This is a genomic window from Pseudomonas morbosilactucae (assembly GCF_023241665.1).
Classification (GTDB): domain Bacteria; phylum Pseudomonadota; class Gammaproteobacteria; order Pseudomonadales; family Pseudomonadaceae; genus Aquipseudomonas; species Aquipseudomonas morbosilactucae.
The window spans coordinates 1-22,351 of record NZ_JALQCX010000052.1; the positions used below are offsets into that span (position 1 = coordinate 1).

The following is a 22,351-nucleotide window of genomic DNA, read 5'->3' on the forward strand; positions in this document are numbered from 1 at the left end:
AAAAGTCGAGGACACCCAACTCGGCGCTTTCCTTATGTTGTTGCGGCACAAGGAAGAAAGCCCGGAGGAACTGGCCGGTTTCACCGAAGCCTTGCGCGAGCGCCTGCACGCCCCGGCGATTGCCCTGGACCTGGACTGGCCAACCTACGCCGGCAAGAAACGCCACCTGCCCTGGTACCTGCTGGCGGCCAAATGCCTGGCGCAAAACGGCGTACGCATCCTGCTGCACGGCGGCGGCGCCCACACCGCCGGGCGTTTGTACACCGAGCAACTGTTGGAACCCCTGGGGATTCCCTTGTGCCACAACTGGGCTTCGGTGAGCCAGGCCCTGGATCAGGGCAACCTGGCCTTTATTCCCCTCGGCGCCTGGGCCCCGCAGTTGCAGCGCATGATCGACCTGCGCAACACCTTGGGCCTGCGTTCGCCGATTCACTCCCTGGCGCGAATTCTCAACCCGCTGGGCGCGCGCTGCGGTCTGCAAAGCATCTTCCACCCCGGCTACCAGGGCGTGCACCGCGATGCCAGCGGCCTGCTGGGGGACAACGTGATCGTGATCAAAGGCGACGGCGGCGAAATCGAAATCAACCCGGACAGCCTCAGCCATCTGTACGGCAGCACCGGCGGCGTCAGTTGGGATGAAGAGTGGCCGGCCCTGTCGGCGCAGCGCCATGTGAAGCCAGCCAGCCTCGACCCAGCCCAACTGATTGCGGTCTGGCGTGGCGAGGTGGTGGACAGCTACCCGCAACTGGCGCTGATCGCCACCATGGCCCTAGCCTTGCGCGGCTTGGGCACGCCCCGGGAGCAAGCGTTCGAGTTGGCCCAGCAATATTGGGACAGCCGAAACCGATCGATTTAATCGATCATAAAGCCCCAGGCTTTGCGCTTTTTGTTCGAACTCATCGGAATAGACTGCACTCCAACGCAAAATAGCTGAGGAGTTTTCCCATGGGTCTGCTGATCGAAGGGCGCTGGCATGACCAGTGGTATGAAAGCAAAGATGGCTCGTTCCAACGTGAGCAAGCGCAGCGCCGCCACTGGGTCACCGCCGACGGTGCGCCAGGGCCCAGCGGCACTGGCGGCTTTGCAGCCGAAGCCGGTCGTTACCACCTCTACGTCTCCCTGGCCTGCCCCTGGGCCCATCGCACCCTGATCCTGCGCAAGCTCAAAGGCCTTGAAGGCCTGATCGACGTGTCCGTGGTCAGTTGGCTGATGCTGGAAAACGGCTGGACCTTCGATCGCGACTTCGGCTCCAGCGGCGATGCCCTCGACCACCTGAACTTTATGCACCAGCGCTACACCGCCGATACCGCCGACTACACCGGCCGCGTCACCGTGCCAGTGCTCTGGGACAAACAGCAGCAACGGATTGTCAGCAACGAATCGGCGGAGATCATCCGCATGTTCAACAGCGCCTTCGACGGCCTGACCGGCAATACCCTGGACTTCTACCCGCCAGCCTTGCGCAGCCAGATCGACGCCCTCAACGAGCGCATCTACCCGGCCGTCAACAATGGCGTGTACCGCGCCGGTTTCGCCACGTCACAGCAGGCCTATGAAACGGCGTTTGACGATGTGTTCGCAGAGCTGGATTGGCTGGAGCAGCGCTTGGGAGAAAACCGCTACCTGGCGGGCGACTACCTGACCGAGGCGGATATCCGCCTGTTCACCACCCTGATTCGGTTCGACGCGGTGTATTACAGCCACTTCAAGTGCAACCTGCGGCGCATTGCCGACTACCCGAACCTGTCGAACTGGCTGCGGGAGCTGTACCAATGGCCGGGAATCGCCGAGACCGTGGACTTCACCCATATCAAGGGGCACTACTACGCCAGCCATCGCACCATCAACCCCACCGGGATTGTGCCGAAGGGGCCGCAGCAGGATTTCAACGCAGCCCATGACCGGCAGCGCTTGAGTGGCCGTGGGGTGTGGCAGGGGAAATAAGGACGCTTTCGCCAGCGAGCCGGCACCTACACAGATCGTGTGGGGGCTGGCTCGCTGGCGAAGCTTTCAGACGCTGGACTGGGCGCCTTCGAACCAGGCCAACTTCTCGCGAAGCTGCACCACTTCACCGACGATCACCAGGGTCGGCGCATGCACTTCATGCTCCGCCACCAGTTGCGGCAGGTTCGCCAAGGTGCCAGTGAACACCCGCTGATTGGCGGTGGTGCCTTGCTGGATCAGGGCCGCCGGGGTATCGGCCGAGCGACCGTGCTGGATCAACGACTCACAGATGGTCGGCAAACCCACCAACCCCATGTAGAACACCAGGGTTTGCGAAGGCGCGACTAGGTCGCTCCACGGCAGGTTGGTGCTGCCATCCTTGAGGTGGCCGGTGACAAAACGCACGGACTGGGCGTAATCCCGGTGGGTCAACGGAATGCCGGCATACGCCGAGCAGCCGCTGGCCGCGGTAATGCCCGGCACCACCTGGAAAGGAATGCCGTGGGCCGCCAGTTCTTCGATCTCTTCCCCGCCCCGCCCAAAGATAAACGGATCGCCGCCCTTGAGGCGCACCACCCGCTTGCCTTGCTTGGCCAGGGTCACCAATTGCTGGTTGATCTGGTCCTGGGGCACGGCGTGGTCGGCGCGACGCTTGCCGACGTAGACCCGCTCGGCATCGCGGCGGCACAGCTCAAGAATCGCCGGTGCGACCAAACGGTCGTACAACACCACGTCCGCTTGCTGCATCAGGCGCAAGGCGCGGAAGGTCAGCAGGTCCGGATCACCCGGGCCCGCCCCCACCAGATAAACCTCGCCCGGTGCGTGGGACGCCTTGCCTTCGATCTTGGCGATCAGCAGGCGCTCGGCCTCGGAACCCTGACCGGCCAGTTGGCGGTCGGCAATCGGCCCCTGGAACACGTCCTCCCAAAACGCCCGGCGCTGCTGGACATCCGGAAACAGCCCTTTGACCTGCGCCCGAAAACGCGCGGCCAAACCGGCCAGTTGGCCGTAGGTGGACGGAATCCAGGTTTCCAGCTTGGCCCGGATCAGGCGCGCCAGCACCGGCGCATCGCCGCCGCTGGAGACCGCAATGACCAGCGGTGAGCGGTCGACAATGGCTGGGAAGATCACGCTGCACAGGGCGGGCGCGTCCACCACATTGACCGGCACGCAACGCCGATGGGCATCGGCAGACACTTGAGCATTGAGCGGCTCATCGTCGGTGGCGGCGATGATCAGGGTGCAGCCGTCCAGGTCCGACTCAAGATAGCCGCGCAGCAGGGATTCGCCGCCACTGGCGACGATCAGTTCCTGCAATTGCACTTCGATCTCGGGCGCAACGACCCGCAGTTGCGCACCGGCGTCGGCCAGCAGGCGGGATTTGCGCAAGGCAATCTCCCCCCCACCAACCACCAACACACGGCTGCCGCGGAGGTTGTGAAACAGCGGCAGAAATTCCATTTAGCCGATGACCTCGATGCCGCCCATGTAAGGCTTGAGCACGTCCGGCACACGGATCGAACCGTCGGCCTGCTGGTAGTTTTCCAGCACCGCGACCAGGGTCCGGCCTACGGCCAGGCCGGAGCCGTTGAGGGTGTGGACCAGCTCCGGCTTGCCGGTTTCCGGGTTGCGGAAACGCGCTTGCATACGACGGGCCTGGAAGTCGCCGCAGTTGGAGCACGAAGAGATTTCGCGGTATTTGTCCTGGCTTGGCACCCAGACTTCGAGGTCGTAGGTCTTGACCGCGCTGAAGCCCATGTCGCCGGTGCACAGTGCCAGCACGCGATACGGCAGTTGCAGCAGTTGCAGGACTTTCTCGGCGTTGGCCGTCAGGCCTTCCAAGGCTTCCATGGAGGTCGAGGGCTCGACCACCTGGACCATCTCGACCTTGTCGAACTGGTGCTGGCGGATCATGCCGCGGGTGTCGCGGCCCGACGCACCGGCTTCACTGCGGAAGCACGGGGTGTGAGCGACGAACTTCAACGGCAGTTGCTTCGGATCGAGGATCTCGCCCGAGACAATGTTGGTCAGCGACACTTCGGCGGTCGGGATCAGGTACAGATCGGCTTCGCCTTCGCGCGTGATCTTGAACAGGTCTTCTTCGAACTTCGGCAGCTGGCTGGTGCCCACCAGGGCCGGGGCCTGGACCAGGTAAGGCGTGTAGGCCTCTTCGTAGCCGTGCTCGCTGGTGTGCAAGTTGATCATGAACTGCGCCAGGGCGCGGTGCAGACGGGCGATCGGCCCGCGCAGCAGGGCGAAACGGGCGCCGGACAGCTTGGCGGCGGTTTCAAAGTCCAACCAGCCAAACTTCTCGCCCAGGGCGACGTGGTCCTGGATCGGGAAATCGAAGGCAGTCGGGGTACCCCAACGGCGCACTTCGACGTTGCCGTCTTCATCAGCGCCCACGGGCACCGATTCATGAGGCAGGTTGGGAATGCCGAAGAGGATCGAATCCAGGTCGGACTGGATGCTTTCCAGCTCAGCCTTGCCGGAAGTCAGCTCGTTGCCCATGCGCTCGACATCAGCCATCAGCGGCGCGATGTCTTCGCCGCGCTGCTTGGCCTGACCGATGGATTTGGAGCGCGCGTTACGTTCAGCCTGCAGTTGTTCGGTGCGGGTCTGCACGGTCTTGCGCTGTTCTTCCAGCGCTTCGATGCGTGCCACATCCAGGACAAAGCCACGGGATGCCAGGCGATCCGCTACGTCCTGAAGGTTGCTACGTAACAGTTTGGAATCGAGCATGTCGGTCTCTCGTTTATCAAAGTTTGGTCAAGGTCAGGCCGGCCCAGGTCGCGAGCAGCCCGCCGAATACACTGATGGCCGCATAGCCGAGGGCCAGCGGCACCTGCCCGCTTTCCAGCAGACGCAGGGTATCCAGGGAAAAGGATGAAAAAGTCGTCAGGCCGCCGAGGAAGCCCACCATCAACCCGGCACGCACCTCGATGGGCACTTCCGGGCGCAGCAAAAACAGGCCGTACAACACACCGATCAGCAAGCAGCCGACGATATTAACGGCCAGCGTCGCGGTATAGAAGTGCCGCGGCCAATTGGCGCTGATCCAATTGCCGGTGGCAAAGCGCAACAGGGTGCCGGCGACGCCGCCCGCCGAGACGGCGAGAATCAATGGAATCACGGTTTTCTCCGTTGGCGGGGGCTTGAGCGATCCAGGGCGGCGAGGTGGTTGAGCTTTTCACCGATCTTCAATTCCAGGCCACGGGGCACCGGCTGGTAGAAAGGTTGCGGCTCAAGTTCTTCGGGAAAATAGTCTTCACCGGCGGCGTAGGCATCCGGCTCATCGTGGGCGTAGCGGTATTCGTCGCCATAGCCCAACTGCTTCATCAGCTTGGTCGGGGCATTGCGCAGGTGCAGCGGCACTTCCAGGGAACCATGCTCGGCGGCGCTGCGCATGGCGGCCTTGAAGCCCATGTACACGGCGTTGCTTTTCGGCGCACAGGCCAGGTAGGTGATGGCCTGGGCCACCGCCAGCTCGCCTTCCGGGCTGCCAAGGCGCTCCTGCACATCCCAAGCTGCAAGGCACAGGCTCAGGGCACGAGGGTCGGCGTTGCCGATGTCTTCGCTGGCCATGCGCACCACGCGCCGGGCCAGGTACAGCGGGTCGCAGCCGCCATCGAGCATGCGTGCGAACCAGTACAGGGCGCCGTCAGGGTTGGAGCCGCGAACCGATTTGTGCAATGCGGAAATCTGGTCGTAGAAGGCTTCACCGCCCTTGTCGAAACGCCGACGGGTGTCGCCCAACAAGCTTTGCAGCAGGTCGACGCCCATCTCGCTGCCGTCTTCGGCCAGGTCCGAGGCGTTTTCCAGCAGGTTGAGCAGGCGCCGGCCATCGCCATCCGCCGCCGACAGCAGCATCTGGAAGCCTTCGTCGCTGAGGCTCAACTGGCGCTGACCCAGGCCACGCTCTTCGGTAAGCGCGCGCTGCACCAGGGTCTTGAGCGCCGCCTCGTCGAGGCTCTTGAGCACATAGACCCGCGCCCGGGAGAGCAACGCGTTGTTCAGCTCGAAAGACGGGTTCTCGGTGGTGGCGCCGATAAAGATCAGGGTGCCGTCTTCCACATACGGCAGGAAGGCATCTTGCTGGGACTTGTTGAAGCGGTGCACTTCATCGACGAAAAGGATAGTCCGACGGCCGTATTGACCGGCCTGCTGCTTGGCGATTTCCACCGCCTGACGGATTTCCTTGACCCCGGCCAGCACCGCCGAAACCGTTTCGAAGTGCGCATCCGAGACTTCCGCCAACAGCCGGGCCAGGGTGGTCTTGCCCACCCCAGGCGGGCCCCAGAAGATCATCGAATGCAGGGCGCCCTGCTCCAGGGCTTCGCGCAAAGGCTTGCCCCGGGCCAACAGGTGCTGCTGACCGACGTACTCGTCCAAGTTGGCCGCACGCAAGCGGGCGGCCAGGGGTTGAGCGATCGGGGCACTACGAAACAGGTCCATGGCGTACCTTTGCAACCTCGTGTGTTTCGGCTGGTTACTCTTGAATCACGTCGGCACCCTTAGGGATGTCGAACTTGAACTTGGACGCCGGGATCGGCTCGTTGGCCTTGACCCCAGTGAACAGGATGTTGGTGCGCTGGCCGACGCTGTCGATCAACTGCATGTCGTTGACCATGCCATTGCGGAACGACAGGCGCAGGCTGTCGAACAGGGTGTCCTTGGTCTTCGGCTTGAGGGTGAAGTCGATCACGCCGCCGGCTTCCTTGGCGCTGATGTCGAAGCTTTCGCTGATTTTCGACACGTCACCGGACAGCAGCAAGGCCGGGGTCTGGGTCAGACGCTGGTCGAGCTTCTTGATGGTCACTTGTTCCAGGTCCGGGTCCCACAGAGAGACTTTCTGACCATCGGACACCATCAGTTGCTCTTGCGGCGCGTCGGTGTGCCAGTAGAACAGGCCAGGACGCTGCAGGGACATCTCACCGGCGGTTTCCTGCAACTGGGTGCCGCTGCCATCGAGGGTCAGCTGGGAGAAGCGCGCCGTCAGGGTCTGGGATTTTTCCAGCAATTGGGTCAGACGCGCCACGTCCTTCGGATCGGCGTGGGCCGACAAGGTGGTAATGGCCAGTACCGGCAGCAGCAACATGCGGATAAGACGCATGGGAGTCCTCATCAATGTCGTGGGAATACAGGCGGCGCGTCATTGCGCCACCCGGGTCGTCTCTGTGATCAGTCGCGGGAGGGGCCAGGGGCCAGGACTTCCCGGGAACCGTTGGTGTTCATGGCGGTGACCACACCCGCCATTTCCATGGCTTCAATCATGCGTGCGGCACGGTTGTAGCCAATTTTCAGCTTGCGTTGCACCGCCGAAATGGAGGCCCGGCGGCTTTCCAGGACGAACTGCACGGCTTCGTCGTAGAGCGCGTCGGTCTCGGCATCATCGCCGTCACCGCCGCCGCTGCCACCGTCAAAACCGCTGCCCGCCTCTTCGACACCGTTGAGGATGTCGTCGTTGTATTCCGGGGCGCCCCGCAGTTTCCAGGCCTCCACCACACGGTGCACTTCGTCGTCGGAAACAAACGCACCGTGGACTCGAATCGGCAAGCTGGTGCCCGGTGGCATGTAGAGCATGTCACCGTGGCCCAGCAGTTGCTCGGCGCCACCCTGGTCGATGATGGTCCGCGAGTCGATCTTGCTGGATACCTGGAACGCCATGCGGGTCGGGATGTTGGCCTTGATCAGACCGGTGATCACGTCCACCGAAGGGCGCTGGGTCGCGAGGATCAAGTGGATACCGGCGGCACGGGCCTTCTGGGCGATACGGGCAATCAGTTCTTCAACCTTCTTGCCGACGATCATCATCATGTCGGCGAATTCGTCCACCACCACCACGATGGTCGGCAGCTTGGTCAGCAGCGGCGCTTCGTCGTGGATACTCTCGCGGTTGTACAGTGGGTCGGTGAGCGGTGTGCCGGCCTCCTCGGCCTCCTTGACCTTGTGGTTGAAGCCGGACAGGTTACGCACGCCCATCTTCGCCATCAGCTTATAGCGCCGCTCCATCTCGGCCACGCTCCAGCGCAAGGCATTGGCGGCGTCTTTCATGTCGGTCACCACCGGGCACAGCAGGTGCGGGATGCCTTCGTAGATCGACAGCTCGAGCATTTTCGGGTCGATCATGATCAGTTTGGCGTCGTCCGGCCCGGACTTGAACAGAATCGACAGGATCATCGCGTTGACCCCCACCGACTTACCAGAACCGGTGGTACCGGCCACCAGCAGGTGCGGCATCTTCGCCAGGTCGGTGATCACCGGCCGGCCGCCGATGTCGTGGCCCAGGGCCAGGGTCACCGGCGATTTGAAGTTATCGTACTCAGGCGTCGACAACACTTCGGAGAAGCGCACGATCTGTCGGTCTTCGTTGGGGATCTCGATGCCCACGGTGGTCTTGCCGGGAATCACTTCCACTACGCGCACGCTGGTCACGGCCAGGGAGCGGGCCAAGTCCTTGGCCAGGTTGGCGATACGACTGACCTTCACGCCGGCGGCCGGCTGGATCTCGTAACGGGTAATCACCGGGCCGGGGTGGATCGAGTCCACGGACACTTCGACGCCGAATTCCTTGAGCTTGATTTCCAACAAGTGGCCAACGGCCGCCAAGGATTCGGGGGAGTAATTCAGTTGTTTCTTTTCTGCCGGGTCGAGGATCGAAATCGGCGGCAAGGTGCCTTCTACCGCGCTGTCGATAAACAGCGGCACTTGCTTCTCTTTCTGCACACGCTTGCTCGGCTCCGGCGCTTTCGGCGGCGCAGGGGCAATCACCGGCGGCACCTGCTTCTCACGCTCGGACATGTGCTTGCTCAGGGCCTGCTCGCGCTCGATCAAGCGCTCCTTGACCTTGGCCTGCTCGCGCTTGTCGGTCACGGTCGGGGCCACCACTTCGTCGACCCGGGCATCCACTTCGCGCAATTGCGCCACCAGCTGTTTACGTTCGACGCGAGCGGCCCACCAACGGTTGGCGGCGCCCTGGAACAGTTCAAACAGGTCAAGGGTGATCTTGCCAGTGATGTCCATCACCTTGAACCACGACAGGTCCGTGAACACCGTCAGGCCGAACAGGAACAGGGCAATGAACATCAGGGTGCTGCCCTGGATGTTCAGGGCATTTTTTGCCAGATCGCCCAGGCTCTCGCCCAAGGCACCGCCAGCGCCGGCCGGCAAACCGGTGGCCGCGTGAAAATGAATGTGCGCCAGCGCCGCACCCGACAGCACCAGGAACACCAGGCCGATCAGGCGCCAGGAGAACAGCCAGCCGCTCCACTGCCAAGGCTCGTGGCGCTGGCGGAAAATCTGATAAGTCTTGATCGCCAGCAACAGTGGAAAGATATAGGCGAAATAACCCAACACCATAAACAGGATATCGGCGCTGTAAGAACCGGCAGGACCGCCGAAGTTCTGTACATCTTCAATCTTGCTGTTATGGCTCCAGCCCGGATCGTCCTTGCCATAGGTCAACAATGCCATCATCAAGAACAGGCACAGGGCTCCAATGGCAATCAGTGCACCTTCCTTGAGTCGGTAGTGCAATTGCTGACGCCAGGCGGGAACTACTGGTTTAGGTGCTGCGGTGGATTTCTTCAAAACGCGTCTTTTCCTGCGCCTGGGGCGCGTCCAACTGTTGATTGACTACACAATACTGCTCAAGCCGAGCAGGTAAATAAAGTTGACCGGCATAACTGGGGCTACTTTTAACACTCTGCCCCTTGATCCTGAAATAGTGCAATTCTGAATATGCTGGATACATATCTGGATTGTACGGATCCGTCCTGGCTATGCCACGCCGTGATATCACGCGGACAGCATCGCCAAAGGCTGGTTACGCAGTCCGCAATTTGAGCATGCATTCTCTTTTGTGACAAAGGCTTATGAGGTGTTTTTATGAACCAAACGAAGCATTCTCGCGTGATTATCCTGGGCTCCGGCCCTGCCGGTTACAGCGCCGCCGTGTATGCCGCCCGCGCCAACCTCAAACCGACGGTGATCACCGGCTTGCAGGCCGGCGGCCAGTTGACCACCACCACCGAAGTCGATAACTGGCCGGGGGATGTGGAAGGCCTGACCGGCCCGGCGCTGATGGAGCGCATGCAAAAGCATGCCGAGCGCTTCGACACCGAGATCGTCTACGACCACATCCATACCGCGGAGTTGCAGCAGCGGCCGTTTATCCTCAAGGGTGACAGCGGCGTCTACAGCTGCGACGCGCTGATCATCGCCACGGGCGCTTCAGCCCAGTACCTGGGCCTGCCGTCCGAAGAGGCGTTTGCCGGCAAGGGCGTCTCGGCCTGCGCCACCTGCGACGGCTTCTTTTATCGCAACCAGGTGGTCGCAGTGGTCGGCGGCGGCAACACCGCCGTGGAGGAAGCCCTGTACCTGTCGAACATCGCCAAGGAAGTGCACCTGGTGCATCGCCGCGACAAACTGCGCTCGGAGAAAATCCTCCAGGACAAACTCTTCGAAAAGGCCGCCAACGGCAATATCCGCCTGCACTGGAACCAGAACCTGGACGAAGTGCTGGGGGATGCCAGCGGCGTAACCGGCGCGCGCCTGCGTGACAGCCTCAGCGGCGAAACCCGGGAGCTGGCGCTGGCCGGCGTATTTATCGCCATCGGCCACAAACCCAACACCGAGCTGTTCCAGGGCCAACTGGAGATGCGCGACGGCTACCTGCTGGTCAAGGGTGGCAGTGAGGGCAATGCCACCGCCACTGGGATCGAGGGGGTGTTTGCGGCGGGCGATGTGGCTGACCACGTCTATCGCCAGGCCATTACTTCAGCGGGTGCCGGTTGCATGGCGGCCCTGGACGCAGAGAAATTCCTCGACGACCACTGACCCGCCGTCCTACGCTAGCGGCGGGCTGCGAATGCCCGCCACTGCCCTCCCCTTCCGCAAGTCTGAATACCATGCTGACCTGGTTACAACGCAACACCCTGGATTTTCCACCTCTGGAAAAAGCCCTGCGCGACCCCAACGGTTTGCTGGCCGCCGGTGGCGACCTGTCCGCCGATCGCCTGATCCAGGCGTATCGCCACGGCTGCTTCCCCTGGTTCTCCGAAGGCCAGCCGATTCTCTGGTGGTCGCCGGACCCGCGCACGGTCCTGTTTCCAGACGAGCTGCACGTCTCTCGCAGCCTCGGCAAGTTGCTGCGCCAAGAACGCTACCAAGTGACCTTCGACCAGGATTTTGCCGCCGTCATTCACGCTTGCGCGCAACCCCGGGCCTACGCCGACGGCACTTGGATCACCGAAGCCATGCAGCAGGCCTACCTGCAACTGCATCAACGCGGCTACGCCCATTCGGTGGAAGTCTGGGACCAGGGCCAGTTGGTCGGCGGCCTTTATGGCTTGGCGATGGGCCAGCTGTTTTTCGGCGAATCGATGTTCAGCCGTGCCGACAACGCCTCCAAGGTCGGCTTTGCCACCCTGGTCAAGCATTTGCGGGATTGGGGCTTTGCCTTGATCGACTGCCAGATGCCCACCGAGCACCTGCACAGCCTCGGTGCCCGCGCCATTGCCCGCGAGGAATTCGCCGGCTACCTGAAACGCCACCTGGATCAGCCCAGCCGCGCCATATGGGTTTCCTGAGCGGTTTTCACAGCGGTGGCTTACACTTAATTCAACGCTTATTCCGAGGGTTGCCTCATGACCGAGTTGGCGCGCTTGAAGTTTTATGCCACTCAACCCCACTCCTGCAGCTACCTGCCCGACGAACAGGCGACTACCCTGTTCCTCGACCCCAGCCAGCCCATGGATGTGCACGTCTATGCAGACCTGTCGGAAATGGGATTTCGTCGCAGTGGCGATCATCTTTACCGGCCTCACTGCCAAAACTGCAACGCGTGCGTCCCGGCACGCATTCCGGTGGCGCAGTTCCTGCCCAACCGACAGCAGAAACGTATTCTCAAGCGTAATGCCGACCTGACGGTGGCGCCGGTCAAGCCAGTATTCAGCGAAGAGTATTTCGACCTCTATCAACGCTATATCGAACAGCGCCATGCCGATGGCGACATGTTCCCCCCGAGTCGCGATCAGTTTTCGACTTTTCTGGTGCGCGACCTGCCGTTTTCCCGTTTCTATGAGTTTCGCCTGGAAGGTCGCCTACTGGCGGTGGCCGTGACCGACCAACTGCCCAACGGGCTCTCTGCGGTCTACACCTTCTATGAACCCGACGAAGAGCGTCGCAGCCTTGGGCGTTATGCCATCTTGTGGCAAATCGGCGAAACCTTGCGAATGGGCCTGGACGCGGTGTACCTCGGCTATTGGATCAAGAACTGCAAAAAAATGAATTACAAAACCCAATATCGCCCCATAGAGCTGCTGATTAATCAACGCTGGGTGATCCTCAACTAGAAGGTCTTGGCTTAAACCCCATTTTTCGGGCACAATGCACGCCGCTTTTGCCTGGCGCAGTTGCACCGGGCCATTCATTGGACACCGAGGGCTTTACTGCATGTCGAAAGAAGACAGCTTCGAAATGGAAGGCACTGTCGTCGACACCCTGCCCAACACCATGTTTCGTGTGGAGTTGGAAAATGGGCACGTCGTAACCGCGCATATCTCCGGCAAGATGCGCAAGAACTACATTCGTATTCTTACCGGTGACAAAGTGCGCGTCGAGCTGACGCCCTATGACTTGAGCAAAGGGCGCATCACTTACCGCGCCCGCTAAGCAAGTCAATACAAGACGCCCGGTTATGCCGGGCGTTTTTGTGTGCGTCGAAAAAACCCACGGGCCAGATAGCACAAAGGCACCTTGCGGTGCCTTTGGCTGTGTTGCTTCAAATGGCTATCAGGCCATTTCCGCCGTGGTTTCGAAGTCGAAGGTCAGCTCGCCGTCCTTGATGTCGATGTGAACCACACCGCCATGGTCGGCCAACTCGCCAAACAGAATTTCCTCCGCCAGCGGACGCTTGATCTTGTCTTGAATCAAGCGAGCCATCGGCCGCGCACCCATTGCCGCGTCGTAACCGCCTTGCGCCAACCAGCTGCGAGCAGCATCGGTGACTTCCAACTGCACGCGCTTGTCTTCCAGCTGCGCCTGCAGTTCGGTAAGGAACTTGTCCACCACGCTTTTGATGACCTCATGGCTGAGGCGACCAAACTGGATAATGGTGTCCAGACGGTTGCGGAATTCCGGCGTGAAGCTCTTCTTGATCACTTCCATTGCATCGGAAGAGTGATCCTGATGAGTGAAGCCAATGGAAGCCCGGGCAGCCGTTTCGGCGCCGGCGTTGGTGGTCATGATGACGATGACGTTGCGGAAGTCCGCCTTGCGCCCGTTGTTATCGGTCAGGGTACCGTGGTCCATCACCTGCAACAGCAGGTTGAAGACTTCCGGATGGGCCTTCTCGATTTCATCGAGCAGCAACACGCAATGCGGCTGCTTGGTGATGGCCTCGGTCAACAGACCGCCCTGGTCGAAACCGACATAGCCGGGAGGGGCACCGATCAAACGGGAAACTGTATGGCGCTCCATGTACTCGGACATGTCGAAACGCACCAACTCGATCCCCAGCGCCTTGGCCAGTTGCCGCGCCGCTTCGGTCTTGCCGACGCCAGTTGGACCGGCGAACAAGAAGGAACCGACCGGTTTGTCCGGCGACTTGAGCCCGGCACGGGACAGTTTGATCGCTGTGGACAGCGAATCGATCGCCGCGTCCTGACCAAACACTGTCAACTTCAGGTCACGCTCGAGGTTACGCAGCAATTCCTTGTCGGAACTGGTGACGTGCTTTGGGGGAATCCGGGCGATTTTCGCCACGATGTCTTCCACCTGAGCCACTTCGATGCGCTTCACACGCTTCTCGGCCGGCTGCAGACGCTGATAGGCGCCCGCCTCGTCGATAACGTCGATGGCCTTGTCCGGCATATGTCGATCATTGATATAGCGCGAGGCCAGCTCCGCTGCGGCGCGAAGGGCTTCATCGCTGTACTCGATGCCGTGATGCGCTTCAAAGCGCCCCTTCAGGCCCCGCAGGATGCCGATGGTGTCTTCCACCGAAGGCTCGGACACATCGACCTTCTGGAAGCGCCGAGCCAAGGCCCGATCCTTCTCGAAGATGCCGCGGAATTCCTGGAAGGTGGTCGAGCCGATGCAACGGATATCACCCGAAGACAGCAGTGGCTTGAGCAGATTCGAGGCGTCCATCACCCCACCGGATGCCGCACCCGCACCGATAATGGTGTGTATTTCGTCGATGAACAGAATTGCCTGAGGACGTTTTTTCAGCTCGCCGAGCAACGCTTTGAAGCGCTTCTCGAAGTCACCGCGGTATTTGGTCCCCGCCAGCAACGCGCCGAGGTCCAGGGAGTAGACCACGCTGTTGACCAGCAGATCAGGCACCTGGTTATCGACAATGCGCTTGGCCAGGCCTTCGGCGATGGCGGTTTTACCGACGCCCGCCTCACCCACCAGCAGCGGGTTGTTCTTGCGTCGACGGGCAAGAATCTGCGCAACGCGCTCAACTTCCAGCTCACGCCCTACCAACGGATCGATACGACCCTGGCGCGCGAGTTCATTGAGGTTGCTGGCATAAGCGTCCAGAGGATTACTCGAAGAAGAAGACTCACCACCCTCTTCATCCTGCATCTCTTGTTCACCTTCAGAATGATCGCCATGCCCCGGCACCTTGGAGATGCCATGGGCGATGTAGTTGACCACGTCGATACGGGCAACGCTCTGCTGTTTCAGCAGGAACACTGCCTGACTCTCTTGCTCACTGAAAATGGCTACCAGCACATTGGCGCCAGTCACTTCCCGTTTGCCCGAGCTCTGCACATGAAAGACAGCACGTTGCAGTACACGCTGGAAACCCAGGGTTGGCTGAGTTTCACGGTCCTCGTCATGGACTGGGATCAGTGGCGTGGTGGAGTCGATGAACTCCTGCAGATCGTGCTTGAGTTTGTCGAGGTTTGCTCCGCAGGCACGTAGAACAGTGGCGGCGGCCTCATTATCCAAAAGAGCCAACAAAAGGTGCTCGACGGTCATGAACTCATGACGTTTCGAACGGGCCTCCTTGAAGGCGAGATTTAGGGTGACTTCGAGCTCGCGGTTTAACATAGCTTCACCTCATACCCAAGTGGTCGGCGTTAACCGTCCTTCTCGATTTCACAGAGTAGCGGATGCTGGCTTTCCCTGGCGTACTGATTGACCTGCATGGCCTTGGTCTCGGCGATGTCGCGGGTAAACAATCCACATACTGCACGTCCTTCTGTATGGACGGCCAGCATGACCTTGGTTGCCAGCTCGCGATTCAGGTTAAAAAACATCTCGAGCACTTCGACGACGAAATCCATCGGCGTGTAGTCATCGTTGAATAAAACCACCTTGTACATCGGCGGCGCCTGTAACGCAGGCTTAGCTTCCTGTACAGCCAAGCCAGCGGAATCGTCGTCGTGCAAGTCCGGGCGATCCTGATTGAATGTTAGTCGAATCTGGCTGATTGCATGCATGGAAAGAAAGGTTCGTTAGTTGAGCAAATACAGTGGTGGGGGCGCCCTGGGAGGATTTCAACTCCGACCGCCGGGTCACCTTGACTATCGGCAAAACGGTGTTACAACCAATAGAGCCCACATTGGGTAATAAAGGTCCACAGCGTCAACCTTATTTATCGGGTTTGGCTGCGGATGAACTGGATGATACTCCAGTGATGGAGTCTGTTGCAGAGGGATATGAGTATGGCAAGCGGCAAGGTCAAGTGGTTCAACAATGCCAAGGGCTACGGTTTCATTAATGAGGAAGGCAAGAGCGATGACCTCTTCGCCCACTACTCGGCCATCGAAATGGATGGTTATAAAACCCTGAAAGCCGGCCAGGCCGTGAGCTTCGAGATCATCCAAGGCCCCAAAGGCTTGCACGCCGTAAAAATCAGCGCCCTGGTGGTTCCCGGCGACATCGCTGCCACCGACACTCAGGCAGAAAGCGTTCTCAGCTGATTTTTTTCCACATCCAGTCATAAAAAAACCGGCCGACTCAAGGGATTGAGTGGCGGTTTCATTTCAGCGTGGGTCAGCTCACATGTGCGAGATCAAAGCGTCACCGAATGCGGACGACGACAGCAGCGTCGCACCATCCATCAGGCGCTCGAAGTCATAGGTCACGGTCTTGGCCGAGATAGCGCCGTTCGTGCCCTTGATGATCAGGTCAGCGGCTTCGGTCCACCCCATGTGCCGCAGCATCATTTCCGCAGAGAGAATCAGCGAGCCCGGGTTCACCTGGTCTTTGCCCGCGTATTTCGGCGCGGTGCCGTGGGTGGCCTCGAACATGGCCACGGTGTCGGACAGGTTGGCACCTGGTGCGATACCAATGCCCCCCACTTCCGCCGCCAGGGCGTCGGACAGGTAGTCACCGTTGAGGTTGAGAGTCGCGATCACATCGTATTCGGCCGGGCGCAGCAGGATCTGCTGGAGCATGGCGTCGGCGATGGCGTCCTTGACGATGACATTCTTGCCGGTTTTCGGGTTCTTGAACTGCATCCACGGGCCACCGTCGAGCAGGGTCGCCCCGAACTCCTCGGCCGCCACTTCATAGGCCCACTCTTTGAAGGCACCTTCGGTGAACTTCATGATGTTGCCTTTGTGCACGATGGTCAGCGAGTCACGGTCGTTATCCACGACATACTGCAACGCCTTGCGCGCCAGACGCTTGGTGCCCTGCAGGGAAACCGGCTTGACGCCGATGCCGCAGTTTTCGTCGAAACGGATCTTGGTGACGCCCATTTCTTCTTTAAGGAACTTGATGACCTTGGTGGCTTCTGCCGAACCGGCCTTCCACTCGATGCCGGCGTAAATGTCTTCGGAGTTTTCACGGAAGATGGTCATGTCGACGTCGCCAGGCTTCTTCACCGGGCTGGGCACGCCTTCGAACCAGCGCACCGGGCGCAGGCACACATACAGGTCCAGCTGTTGACGCAACGCCACGTTCAAGGAGCGAATGCCGCCACCCACCGGCGTGGTCAGCGGGCCTTTGATGGAAACCACGTAATCCTTGACTGCGTCCAGGGTTTCCTGAGGCAGCCAGGTGTCCTGATCGTACACTTGAGTCGCTTTTTCCCCGGCATACACTTCCATCCAGGAAATCTTGCGCTCGCCCCCGTAGGCTTTCTTAACAGCAGCATCGACGACCTTGATCATGACCGGGCTGATATCGACGCCAATGCCATCGCCTTCGATGAACGGGATAATCGGGTTGTTAGGAACATTGAGAGAATGGTCTGCGTTGACGGTGATTTTGTCGCCGACGGCTGGAACCTGAATCTTCTTGTATCCCATGCTGAACTCCGTTGTGTGGGTTGAACATCTGGCTGCGTTCGAGCGTAACCCAGTTGAATCTGCACGGGAACCTCAGGATCCCGTCATATGCGCTGAAAGCCGCACCAATCGTGGCCTACAAGTCTGAATGCAAAGGGAAAAGCGCCAAATTCAAGCATCCGCCGCGACTCTACGCCCCTGCCCTGCCTGCGACCTTTAGACCAATGGACGACTTCGCTTGCTTATGAAGCATCGGCGTTTTGCTAGCTACCTATGTATAATGCCGCCGCTGACCACAGAGTCACGACGGCTGACCTGTCTATTACGAGACTTTCCGCCCGAAAAAGCCGGGTTGTTATCGCAGCCCACCCGCTTGACGCTCGACTGATGCACCCAACATCACCGCGAAGAAATCTCGACATTCGGCTCATGGATGACCTTTGAACGAACGCGCTTACCCGGCGCACCTCGAGTTTCTGCGCACGCTATAGCAAAGAAGAGAGTTAATCCGAATATGCCCACCCGCTCGAAGATCATCTATACCTTCACCGACGAAGCTCCCGCCCTCGCCACCTATTCGCTGCTACCTATCGTAGAGGCCTTCACCGCTTCCGCTGATATCGCCGTGGAAACCCGGGACATCTCTTTGGCTGGCCGTATCCTCGCCAGCTTCCCCGAGCAGCTGGGCGCCAAAGCGGTGCCGGACCACCTCGCCGAACTGGGCGAATTGGCCGTCACTCCGGAAGCCAACATCATCAAGCTGCCTAACATCAGCGCCTCGACCCCGCAGCTGCAAGCCGCGATCAAGGAACTGCAGGCCCAGGGCTACGCCCTGCCGGACTACCCGGAAACCGTAACCACCGACGCGGAAAAAGAAACCCGTGCACGTTACGACAAGGTCAAGGGCAGCGCCGTGAACCCGGTCCTGCGTGAAGGCAACTCCGACCGTCGCGCTCCGCTGTCGGTGAAGAACTACGCACGCAAGCACCCGCACAAAATGGGCGCCTGGGCCAAAGACTCCAAGTCCCACATTGCTCACATGAGCAACGGCGACTTCTACGGCAGCGAAAAAGCCGCCCTGATCGAAGCCGCAGACAGCGTTAAAATCGAGCTGATCGCTCAAGACGGCACCGCCACCGTCCTGAAAGAAAAGACCACCGTGCAAGCCGGTGAGATCCTCGATTGCGCCGTGATGAGCAAAAAGGCCCTGCGTGCCTTCATCGCCGCCGAAATCGACGACGCCAAAAAACAAGGCGTACTGCTGTCGGTGCACTTGAAAGCCACCATGATGAAGGTCTCCGACCCGATCATGTTCGGCCAGATCGTTGCCGAGTTCTATCAGGACGCCCTGACCAAGCACGCTGACGTGCTCAAGGAAATCGGCTTCAACCTGAACAACGGTATTGGCGATCTGTACGCCCGTATCAAGGCCCTGCCGGCTGAACAGCAGGCGCAGATCGAAGCGGACATCCAGGCTGTTTACGCAGCCCGCCCATCCCTGGCGATGGTCAACTCCGATAAAGGCATCACCAACCTGCACGTGCCGAGCGACGTTATCGTCGACGCCTCGATGCCGGCCATGATCCGTGACTCCGGCAAGATGTGGGGCACCGATGGCCAGTTGCACGACACCAAGGCGGTGATCCCGGACCGCTGCTACGCCACCATCTACCAGGCGGTGATCGAAGATTGCAAAGCCAATGGCGCTTTCGACCCGACCACCATGGGCAGCGTGCCAAACGTTGGCCTGATGGCGAAAAAAGCCGAAGAGTACGGTTCCCACGACAAGACGTTCCAGATCAAGGCTGACGGCGTGGTCCGCGTCACCGACGGCAAGGGCAACCTGCTGCTGGAACAGAACGTCGAAGCCGGCGACATCTTCCGCATGTGCCAGACCAAAGACGCGCCGATCCAGGACTGGGTCAAACTGGCCGTCAACCGTGCTCGCGCCAGCAACACCCCAGCGATCTTCTGGCTGGACCCAATGCGCGCCCACGACGGCGTGATGATCGAAAAAGTTCAGGCTTACCTGAAGGATCACGACACCGCTGGCCTGGACATCCGCGTCATGTCCCCGGTTGAAGCCATGAACTTCACCCTGGCCCGCACCCGCGAAGGCAAGGACACCATCTCGGTGACCGGCAACGTGCTGCGTGACTACCTGACCGACCTGTTCCCGATCATGGAACTGGGCACCAGCGCCAAGATGCTGTCCATCGTGCCGTTGATGAACGGCGGTGGCCTGTTCGAAACCGGCGCCGGCGGTTCGGCGCCGAAACACGTACAACAGCTGCTGGAAGAAAACTTCCTGCGCTGGGACTCCCTGGGTGAGTTCCTGGCCCTGGCCGCTTCCCTGGAGCACCTGGGTCACACCTACAACAACCCGAAAGCCTTGGTTCTGGCCAAGACTCTGGACCAGGCCACTGGTCAGTTCCTCGACAACAACAAGTCGCCTTCGCGCAAAGTCGGCAACATCGACAACCGCGGCAGCCACTTCTACCTGGCGCTGTACTGGGCACAAGCCCTGGCAGCCCAGACCGAGGACACTGCCCTGCAAGCGCAGTTCAGCACCCTGGCCAAGACCCTGACCGAGAACGAAGCAACCATCGTTGCCGAGCTCAACGCCGTTCAAGGCAAGCCTGTGGACATCGGCGGCTACTACAGCGCCAAGCCTGAACTGGTGAGCAAGGCCATGCGTCCGAGCGCTACCCTCAACGCAGCCATCGCTGCGCTGGTGTAAGCAGGACCGTCCCACACAAACCCCCGGCCATGTGCCGGGGTTTGTGCTTCTAGACACCGCAGGAGCTGGCTTGCCGGTGAAAAAATCGGCGCTCGCTTCGCCGGCAAACCGGATCCTGCACTTAATAAAGGAATGCCTTTATGGAATGGCAACCCCATATCACCGTCGCCACCGTTGTCGAAGACCAGGGTCGCTTCCTGTTCGTCGAGGAGTATCAGGGCGAACAGGCTGTACTCAACCAACCCGCCGGGCACCTGGATGCCGATGAGAGCCTGCTGCAGGCTGCCATCCGCGAAACCCTGGAAGAAACCGGCTGGGACGTGGAGTTGACCGGCGTTGTCGGCATCTACCTCTACACAGCACCCAGCAACGGCGTGACCTACCAACGCGTGTGTTTTGCCGCCAAGCCTCTGCGCCACCACCCCGACTATCAGTTGGACCACGGGATCATCGGCCCACGCTGGCTGAGCCGTGACGAGCTGCTGGCACAGCGCGCCAACTGGCGCAGCGAGCTGATCCTGCAATGCCTGGACGACTACCTCGATGGCCAATTACACAGCCTGGCGCTGATCCGCCCGTCGCTTTAACCGCAGTTTTCGCCTTGCAGGCCGCAGCCTGTTAGAATCGCGTCCTTTTTCAAGACACCCATTGAATTCCTATGCGTGATCCAGCCCCTTCTGACACCCAAAAGAAGCGCGTCATCGTCGGCATGTCCGGCGGCGTGGATTCTTCCGTTTCCGCCCTCCTGCTGATGGAGCAGGGTTACCAGGTGGAAGGCCTGTTCATGAAGAACTGGGAGGAAGACGACGGAACGGAATACTGCACCGCCATGGACGACTTGGCCGACGCCCAGGCCGTGTGCGACAAGATCGGCATCAAGCTGCACACCGCTAACTTCGCGGCTGAATACTGGGACAACGTGTTCGAGCACTTCTTGGCCGAATACAAGGCCGGTCGCACGCCGAACCCGGACATCCTCTGCAACCGCGAAATCAAGTTCAAGGCATTCCTCGACTACGCCCTGATGCTCGGCGCCGACCTGATCGCCACCGGCCACTACGTGCGCCGCCGCGACATCGATGGCCGCACCGAACTGCTCAAGGGCCTGGACCCGAACAAGGACCAGAGCTACTTCCTGCACGCCGTAGGTGGCGAACAGATCGCCAAGACCCTGTTCCCGGTGGGCGAGCTGGAAAAAACAGAAGTCCGCGCCATCGCCGAGAAACACGACCTGGCCACGGCGAAGAAGAAAGACTCCACCGGCATCTGCTTTATCGGCGAGCGTCGCTTCAGCGACTTCCTCAAGCAGTACCTGCCGGCCCAGCCCGGCGAAATCAAGACCACCGAAGGTGAAATCATCGGCCGCCACCATGGCCTGATGTACCACACCATCGGCCAGCGCCAGGGCCTGGGCATCGGCGGCTTGAAAGACGCCAGTGACGAGCCGTGGTACGTGCTGATCAAAGACCTGGAGCACAACGAGCTGATCGTCGGCCAGGGCAACGATCATCCTTGGCTGTTCTCCCGCGCCCTGTTGGCGTCCGAGATTTATTGGGTCAACCCCATCGATTTGAGCCAGCCACGGCGGCTGACGGCAAAAGTGCGCTATCGCCAGAACGACCAGCCCTGCACCCTGGAGAAGACTGCCACTGGCTACCGCGCCACCTTCGACGACCCACAACGCGCAGTGACGCCCGGCCAGTCCGTGGTGTTCTACGACGGCGAAGTCTGCCTCGGCGGCGGCGTGATCGAAGTGGCCGAACCCTGGAGCAGCAAATGAGCCCGACTCAGGAGCAACTGACGGCCCTGGGCGGTGTATTCCTGGCCGCGGTACTGGTGGACAAGATCGCCAAGACCGGTCAAGTCACTGAGGCCGGCCTGAGCTGCATGCTCGGCAGCCTGCTGATCCGCGACCCGAAAGACACCCTGGAAGTCTACGGCGGCGACGACATCAACCTGCGCGAAGGTTATCGCGCCTTGATCGGCGCCCTGGAGCGCGACCCCAGCACCCTGCAACGCGAACCCCTGCGTTACGCGCTGTCGATGCTGGGCCTGGAGCGTCAACTGGCCAAGCGTGAAGACTTGCTGGAGACCATCGGCAAGCGTCTGCCGCAGATCCAGTCCCAGGTGGAGCACTTCGGTCCCGCCCACGAAAACGTGATCGCCGCGTGTGGCGGACTGTATCAGGACACCCTGAGCACCCTGCGCCAGCGCATCCAGGTGCACGGCGACATGCGCAACCTGCAGCAGCCGAGCAATGCCTCGAAGATCCGCGCCCTGCTCCTGGCCGGCATTCGTTCCGCCCGGTTGTGGCGGCAATTGGGCGGCCATCGCTGGCAGCTGGTAATCAGCCGACGCAAATTGTTGAAAGAGCTCTACCCATTGATGCGCAGCAGCTGAGCCGCGCCCGAAA

20 protein-coding genes are annotated in these 22,351 nt (G+C 60.6%); 11 read left to right on the plus strand and 9 right to left on the minus strand.

The genetic code is table 11. The features are described from left to right. Both M1B35_RS25250 and M1B35_RS25255 read left to right on the plus strand, forming a co-directional pair. The coding region (locus M1B35_RS25250; RefSeq protein ID WP_268263412.1) for a glycosyl transferase family protein at positions 1-856 on the plus strand (856 nt) is incomplete at its 5' end. Between the two features lie 89 nt (positions 857-945). Further along, positions 946-1,944, plus strand: coding sequence for a glutathione S-transferase family protein (locus tag M1B35_RS25255; RefSeq protein WP_268263413.1), 999 nt, complete (start codon positions 946-948; stop codon positions 1,942-1,944). A gap of 66 nt (positions 1,945-2,010) precedes the next feature. On the opposite strand, the gene cysG is transcribed toward M1B35_RS25255, so the two are convergent. The 6 genes from cysG to ftsK form a co-directional block, all read right to left on the minus strand. After that, positions 2,011-3,405 (minus strand): siroheme synthase CysG, encoded by a 1,395-nt coding sequence (gene cysG, locus M1B35_RS25260; RefSeq protein WP_123335559.1) that lies wholly within the window; start codon positions 3,403-3,405, stop codon positions 2,011-2,013. Beyond that, the gene (gene serS / locus M1B35_RS25265; protein ID WP_123335557.1) at positions 3,406-4,686 is read right to left on the minus strand and encodes a serine--tRNA ligase; all 1,281 of its coding nucleotides are present in this window, start codon (positions 4,684-4,686) and stop codon (positions 3,406-3,408) included. A gap of 16 nt (positions 4,687-4,702) precedes the next feature. Continuing rightward, a complete protein-coding gene (gene crcB, locus M1B35_RS25270; RefSeq protein WP_123335555.1) occupies positions 4,703-5,077 on the minus strand; it encodes a fluoride efflux transporter CrcB in 375 nt (124 codons plus the stop codon). After that, on the minus strand, positions 5,074-6,399 hold the full coding sequence (locus M1B35_RS25275; protein ID WP_268263414.1) for a replication-associated recombination protein A: 1,326 nt from the start codon (positions 6,397-6,399) through the stop codon (positions 5,074-5,076). Before M1B35_RS25275 ends, crcB begins: the two co-directional genes overlap by 4 nt. A 34-nt stretch (positions 6,400-6,433) precedes the next feature. Further along, positions 6,434-7,057 carry an outer membrane lipoprotein periplasmic chaperone LolA gene (gene lolA / locus M1B35_RS25280; protein ID WP_123335551.1) on the minus strand — a complete coding sequence of 208 codons (624 nt, stop codon included), beginning with the start codon at positions 7,055-7,057 and terminating at the stop codon, positions 6,434-6,436. A 68-nt stretch (positions 7,058-7,125) separates the two neighbouring features. Continuing rightward, positions 7,126-9,534, minus strand: a complete 2,409-nt coding sequence (ftsK, locus tag M1B35_RS25285; protein ID WP_268263415.1) for a DNA translocase FtsK — start codon at positions 9,532-9,534, stop codon at positions 7,126-7,128. A gap of 297 nt (positions 9,535-9,831) precedes the next feature. Between ftsK and trxB the strand changes: the two genes are divergently transcribed. From trxB to infA, 4 genes are all read left to right on the plus strand, one after another. After that, positions 9,832-10,782, plus strand: a complete 951-nt coding sequence (gene trxB, locus M1B35_RS25290) for a thioredoxin-disulfide reductase (protein ID WP_268263416.1) — start codon at positions 9,832-9,834, stop codon at positions 10,780-10,782. A gap of 71 nt (positions 10,783-10,853) precedes the next feature. Then, positions 10,854-11,534 (plus strand): leucyl/phenylalanyl-tRNA--protein transferase, encoded by a 681-nt coding sequence (aat, locus tag M1B35_RS25295; protein WP_123335545.1) that lies wholly within the window; start codon positions 10,854-10,856, stop codon positions 11,532-11,534. A gap of 57 nt (positions 11,535-11,591) precedes the next feature. Then, positions 11,592-12,299 carry an arginyltransferase gene (locus M1B35_RS25300; RefSeq protein ID WP_123335543.1) on the plus strand — a complete coding sequence of 236 codons (708 nt, stop codon included), beginning with the start codon at positions 11,592-11,594 and terminating at the stop codon, positions 12,297-12,299. Between the two features lie 100 nt (positions 12,300-12,399). Beyond that, positions 12,400-12,618, plus strand: coding sequence for a translation initiation factor IF-1 (infA, locus tag M1B35_RS25305; RefSeq protein ID WP_002553999.1), 219 nt, complete (start codon positions 12,400-12,402; stop codon positions 12,616-12,618). A gap of 120 nt (positions 12,619-12,738) precedes the next feature. Here the strand turns inward: infA and clpA are convergent, their stop codons facing one another. Together clpA and clpS are read right to left on the minus strand one after the other, a co-directional pair. Then, positions 12,739-15,009 carry an ATP-dependent Clp protease ATP-binding subunit ClpA gene (gene clpA, locus M1B35_RS25310; protein ID WP_123335541.1) on the minus strand — a complete coding sequence of 757 codons (2,271 nt, stop codon included), beginning with the start codon at positions 15,007-15,009 and terminating at the stop codon, positions 12,739-12,741. Positions 15,010-15,038: 29 nt separating this feature from the next. Next, the gene (gene clpS / locus M1B35_RS25315; RefSeq protein WP_011062173.1) at positions 15,039-15,401 is read right to left on the minus strand and encodes an ATP-dependent Clp protease adapter ClpS; all 363 of its coding nucleotides are present in this window, start codon (positions 15,399-15,401) and stop codon (positions 15,039-15,041) included. Between the two features lie 225 nt (positions 15,402-15,626). Between clpS and cspD the strand changes: the two genes are divergently transcribed. Further along, on the plus strand, positions 15,627-15,884 hold the full coding sequence (gene cspD, locus M1B35_RS25320; RefSeq protein WP_123335539.1) for a cold shock domain-containing protein CspD: 258 nt from the start codon (positions 15,627-15,629) through the stop codon (positions 15,882-15,884). Positions 15,885-15,962: 78 nt separating this feature from the next. Here the strand turns inward: cspD and icd are convergent, their stop codons facing one another. Next, on the minus strand, positions 15,963-17,219 hold the full coding sequence (icd, locus tag M1B35_RS25325; RefSeq protein WP_011062175.1) for an NADP-dependent isocitrate dehydrogenase: 1,257 nt from the start codon (positions 17,217-17,219) through the stop codon (positions 15,963-15,965). Between the two features lie 493 nt (positions 17,220-17,712). On the opposite strand from icd, the gene M1B35_RS25330 reads away from it, so the two are divergent. The 4 genes from M1B35_RS25330 (at position 17,713) to hflD (ending at position 22,338) form a co-directional block, all read left to right on the plus strand. After that, on the plus strand, positions 17,713-19,938 hold the full coding sequence (locus M1B35_RS25330; protein ID WP_123335537.1) for an NADP-dependent isocitrate dehydrogenase: 2,226 nt from the start codon (positions 17,713-17,715) through the stop codon (positions 19,936-19,938). A 140-nt stretch (positions 19,939-20,078) separates the two neighbouring features. Continuing rightward, positions 20,079-20,525: an NUDIX hydrolase gene (locus M1B35_RS25335; RefSeq protein WP_123335535.1), complete on the plus strand. Its 447-nt coding sequence runs from the start codon at positions 20,079-20,081 to the stop codon at positions 20,523-20,525. A gap of 71 nt (positions 20,526-20,596) precedes the next feature. After that, positions 20,597-21,718 (plus strand): tRNA 2-thiouridine(34) synthase MnmA, encoded by a 1,122-nt coding sequence (gene mnmA / locus M1B35_RS25340; RefSeq protein ID WP_268263417.1) that lies wholly within the window; start codon positions 20,597-20,599, stop codon positions 21,716-21,718. Continuing rightward, positions 21,715-22,338 carry a high frequency lysogenization protein HflD gene (hflD, locus tag M1B35_RS25345; RefSeq protein ID WP_123335531.1) on the plus strand — a complete coding sequence of 208 codons (624 nt, stop codon included), beginning with the start codon at positions 21,715-21,717 and terminating at the stop codon, positions 22,336-22,338. The genes mnmA and hflD overlap by 4 nt, the downstream gene beginning before the upstream one ends. The last annotated feature ends 13 nt before the right edge of the window (positions 22,339-22,351 follow it).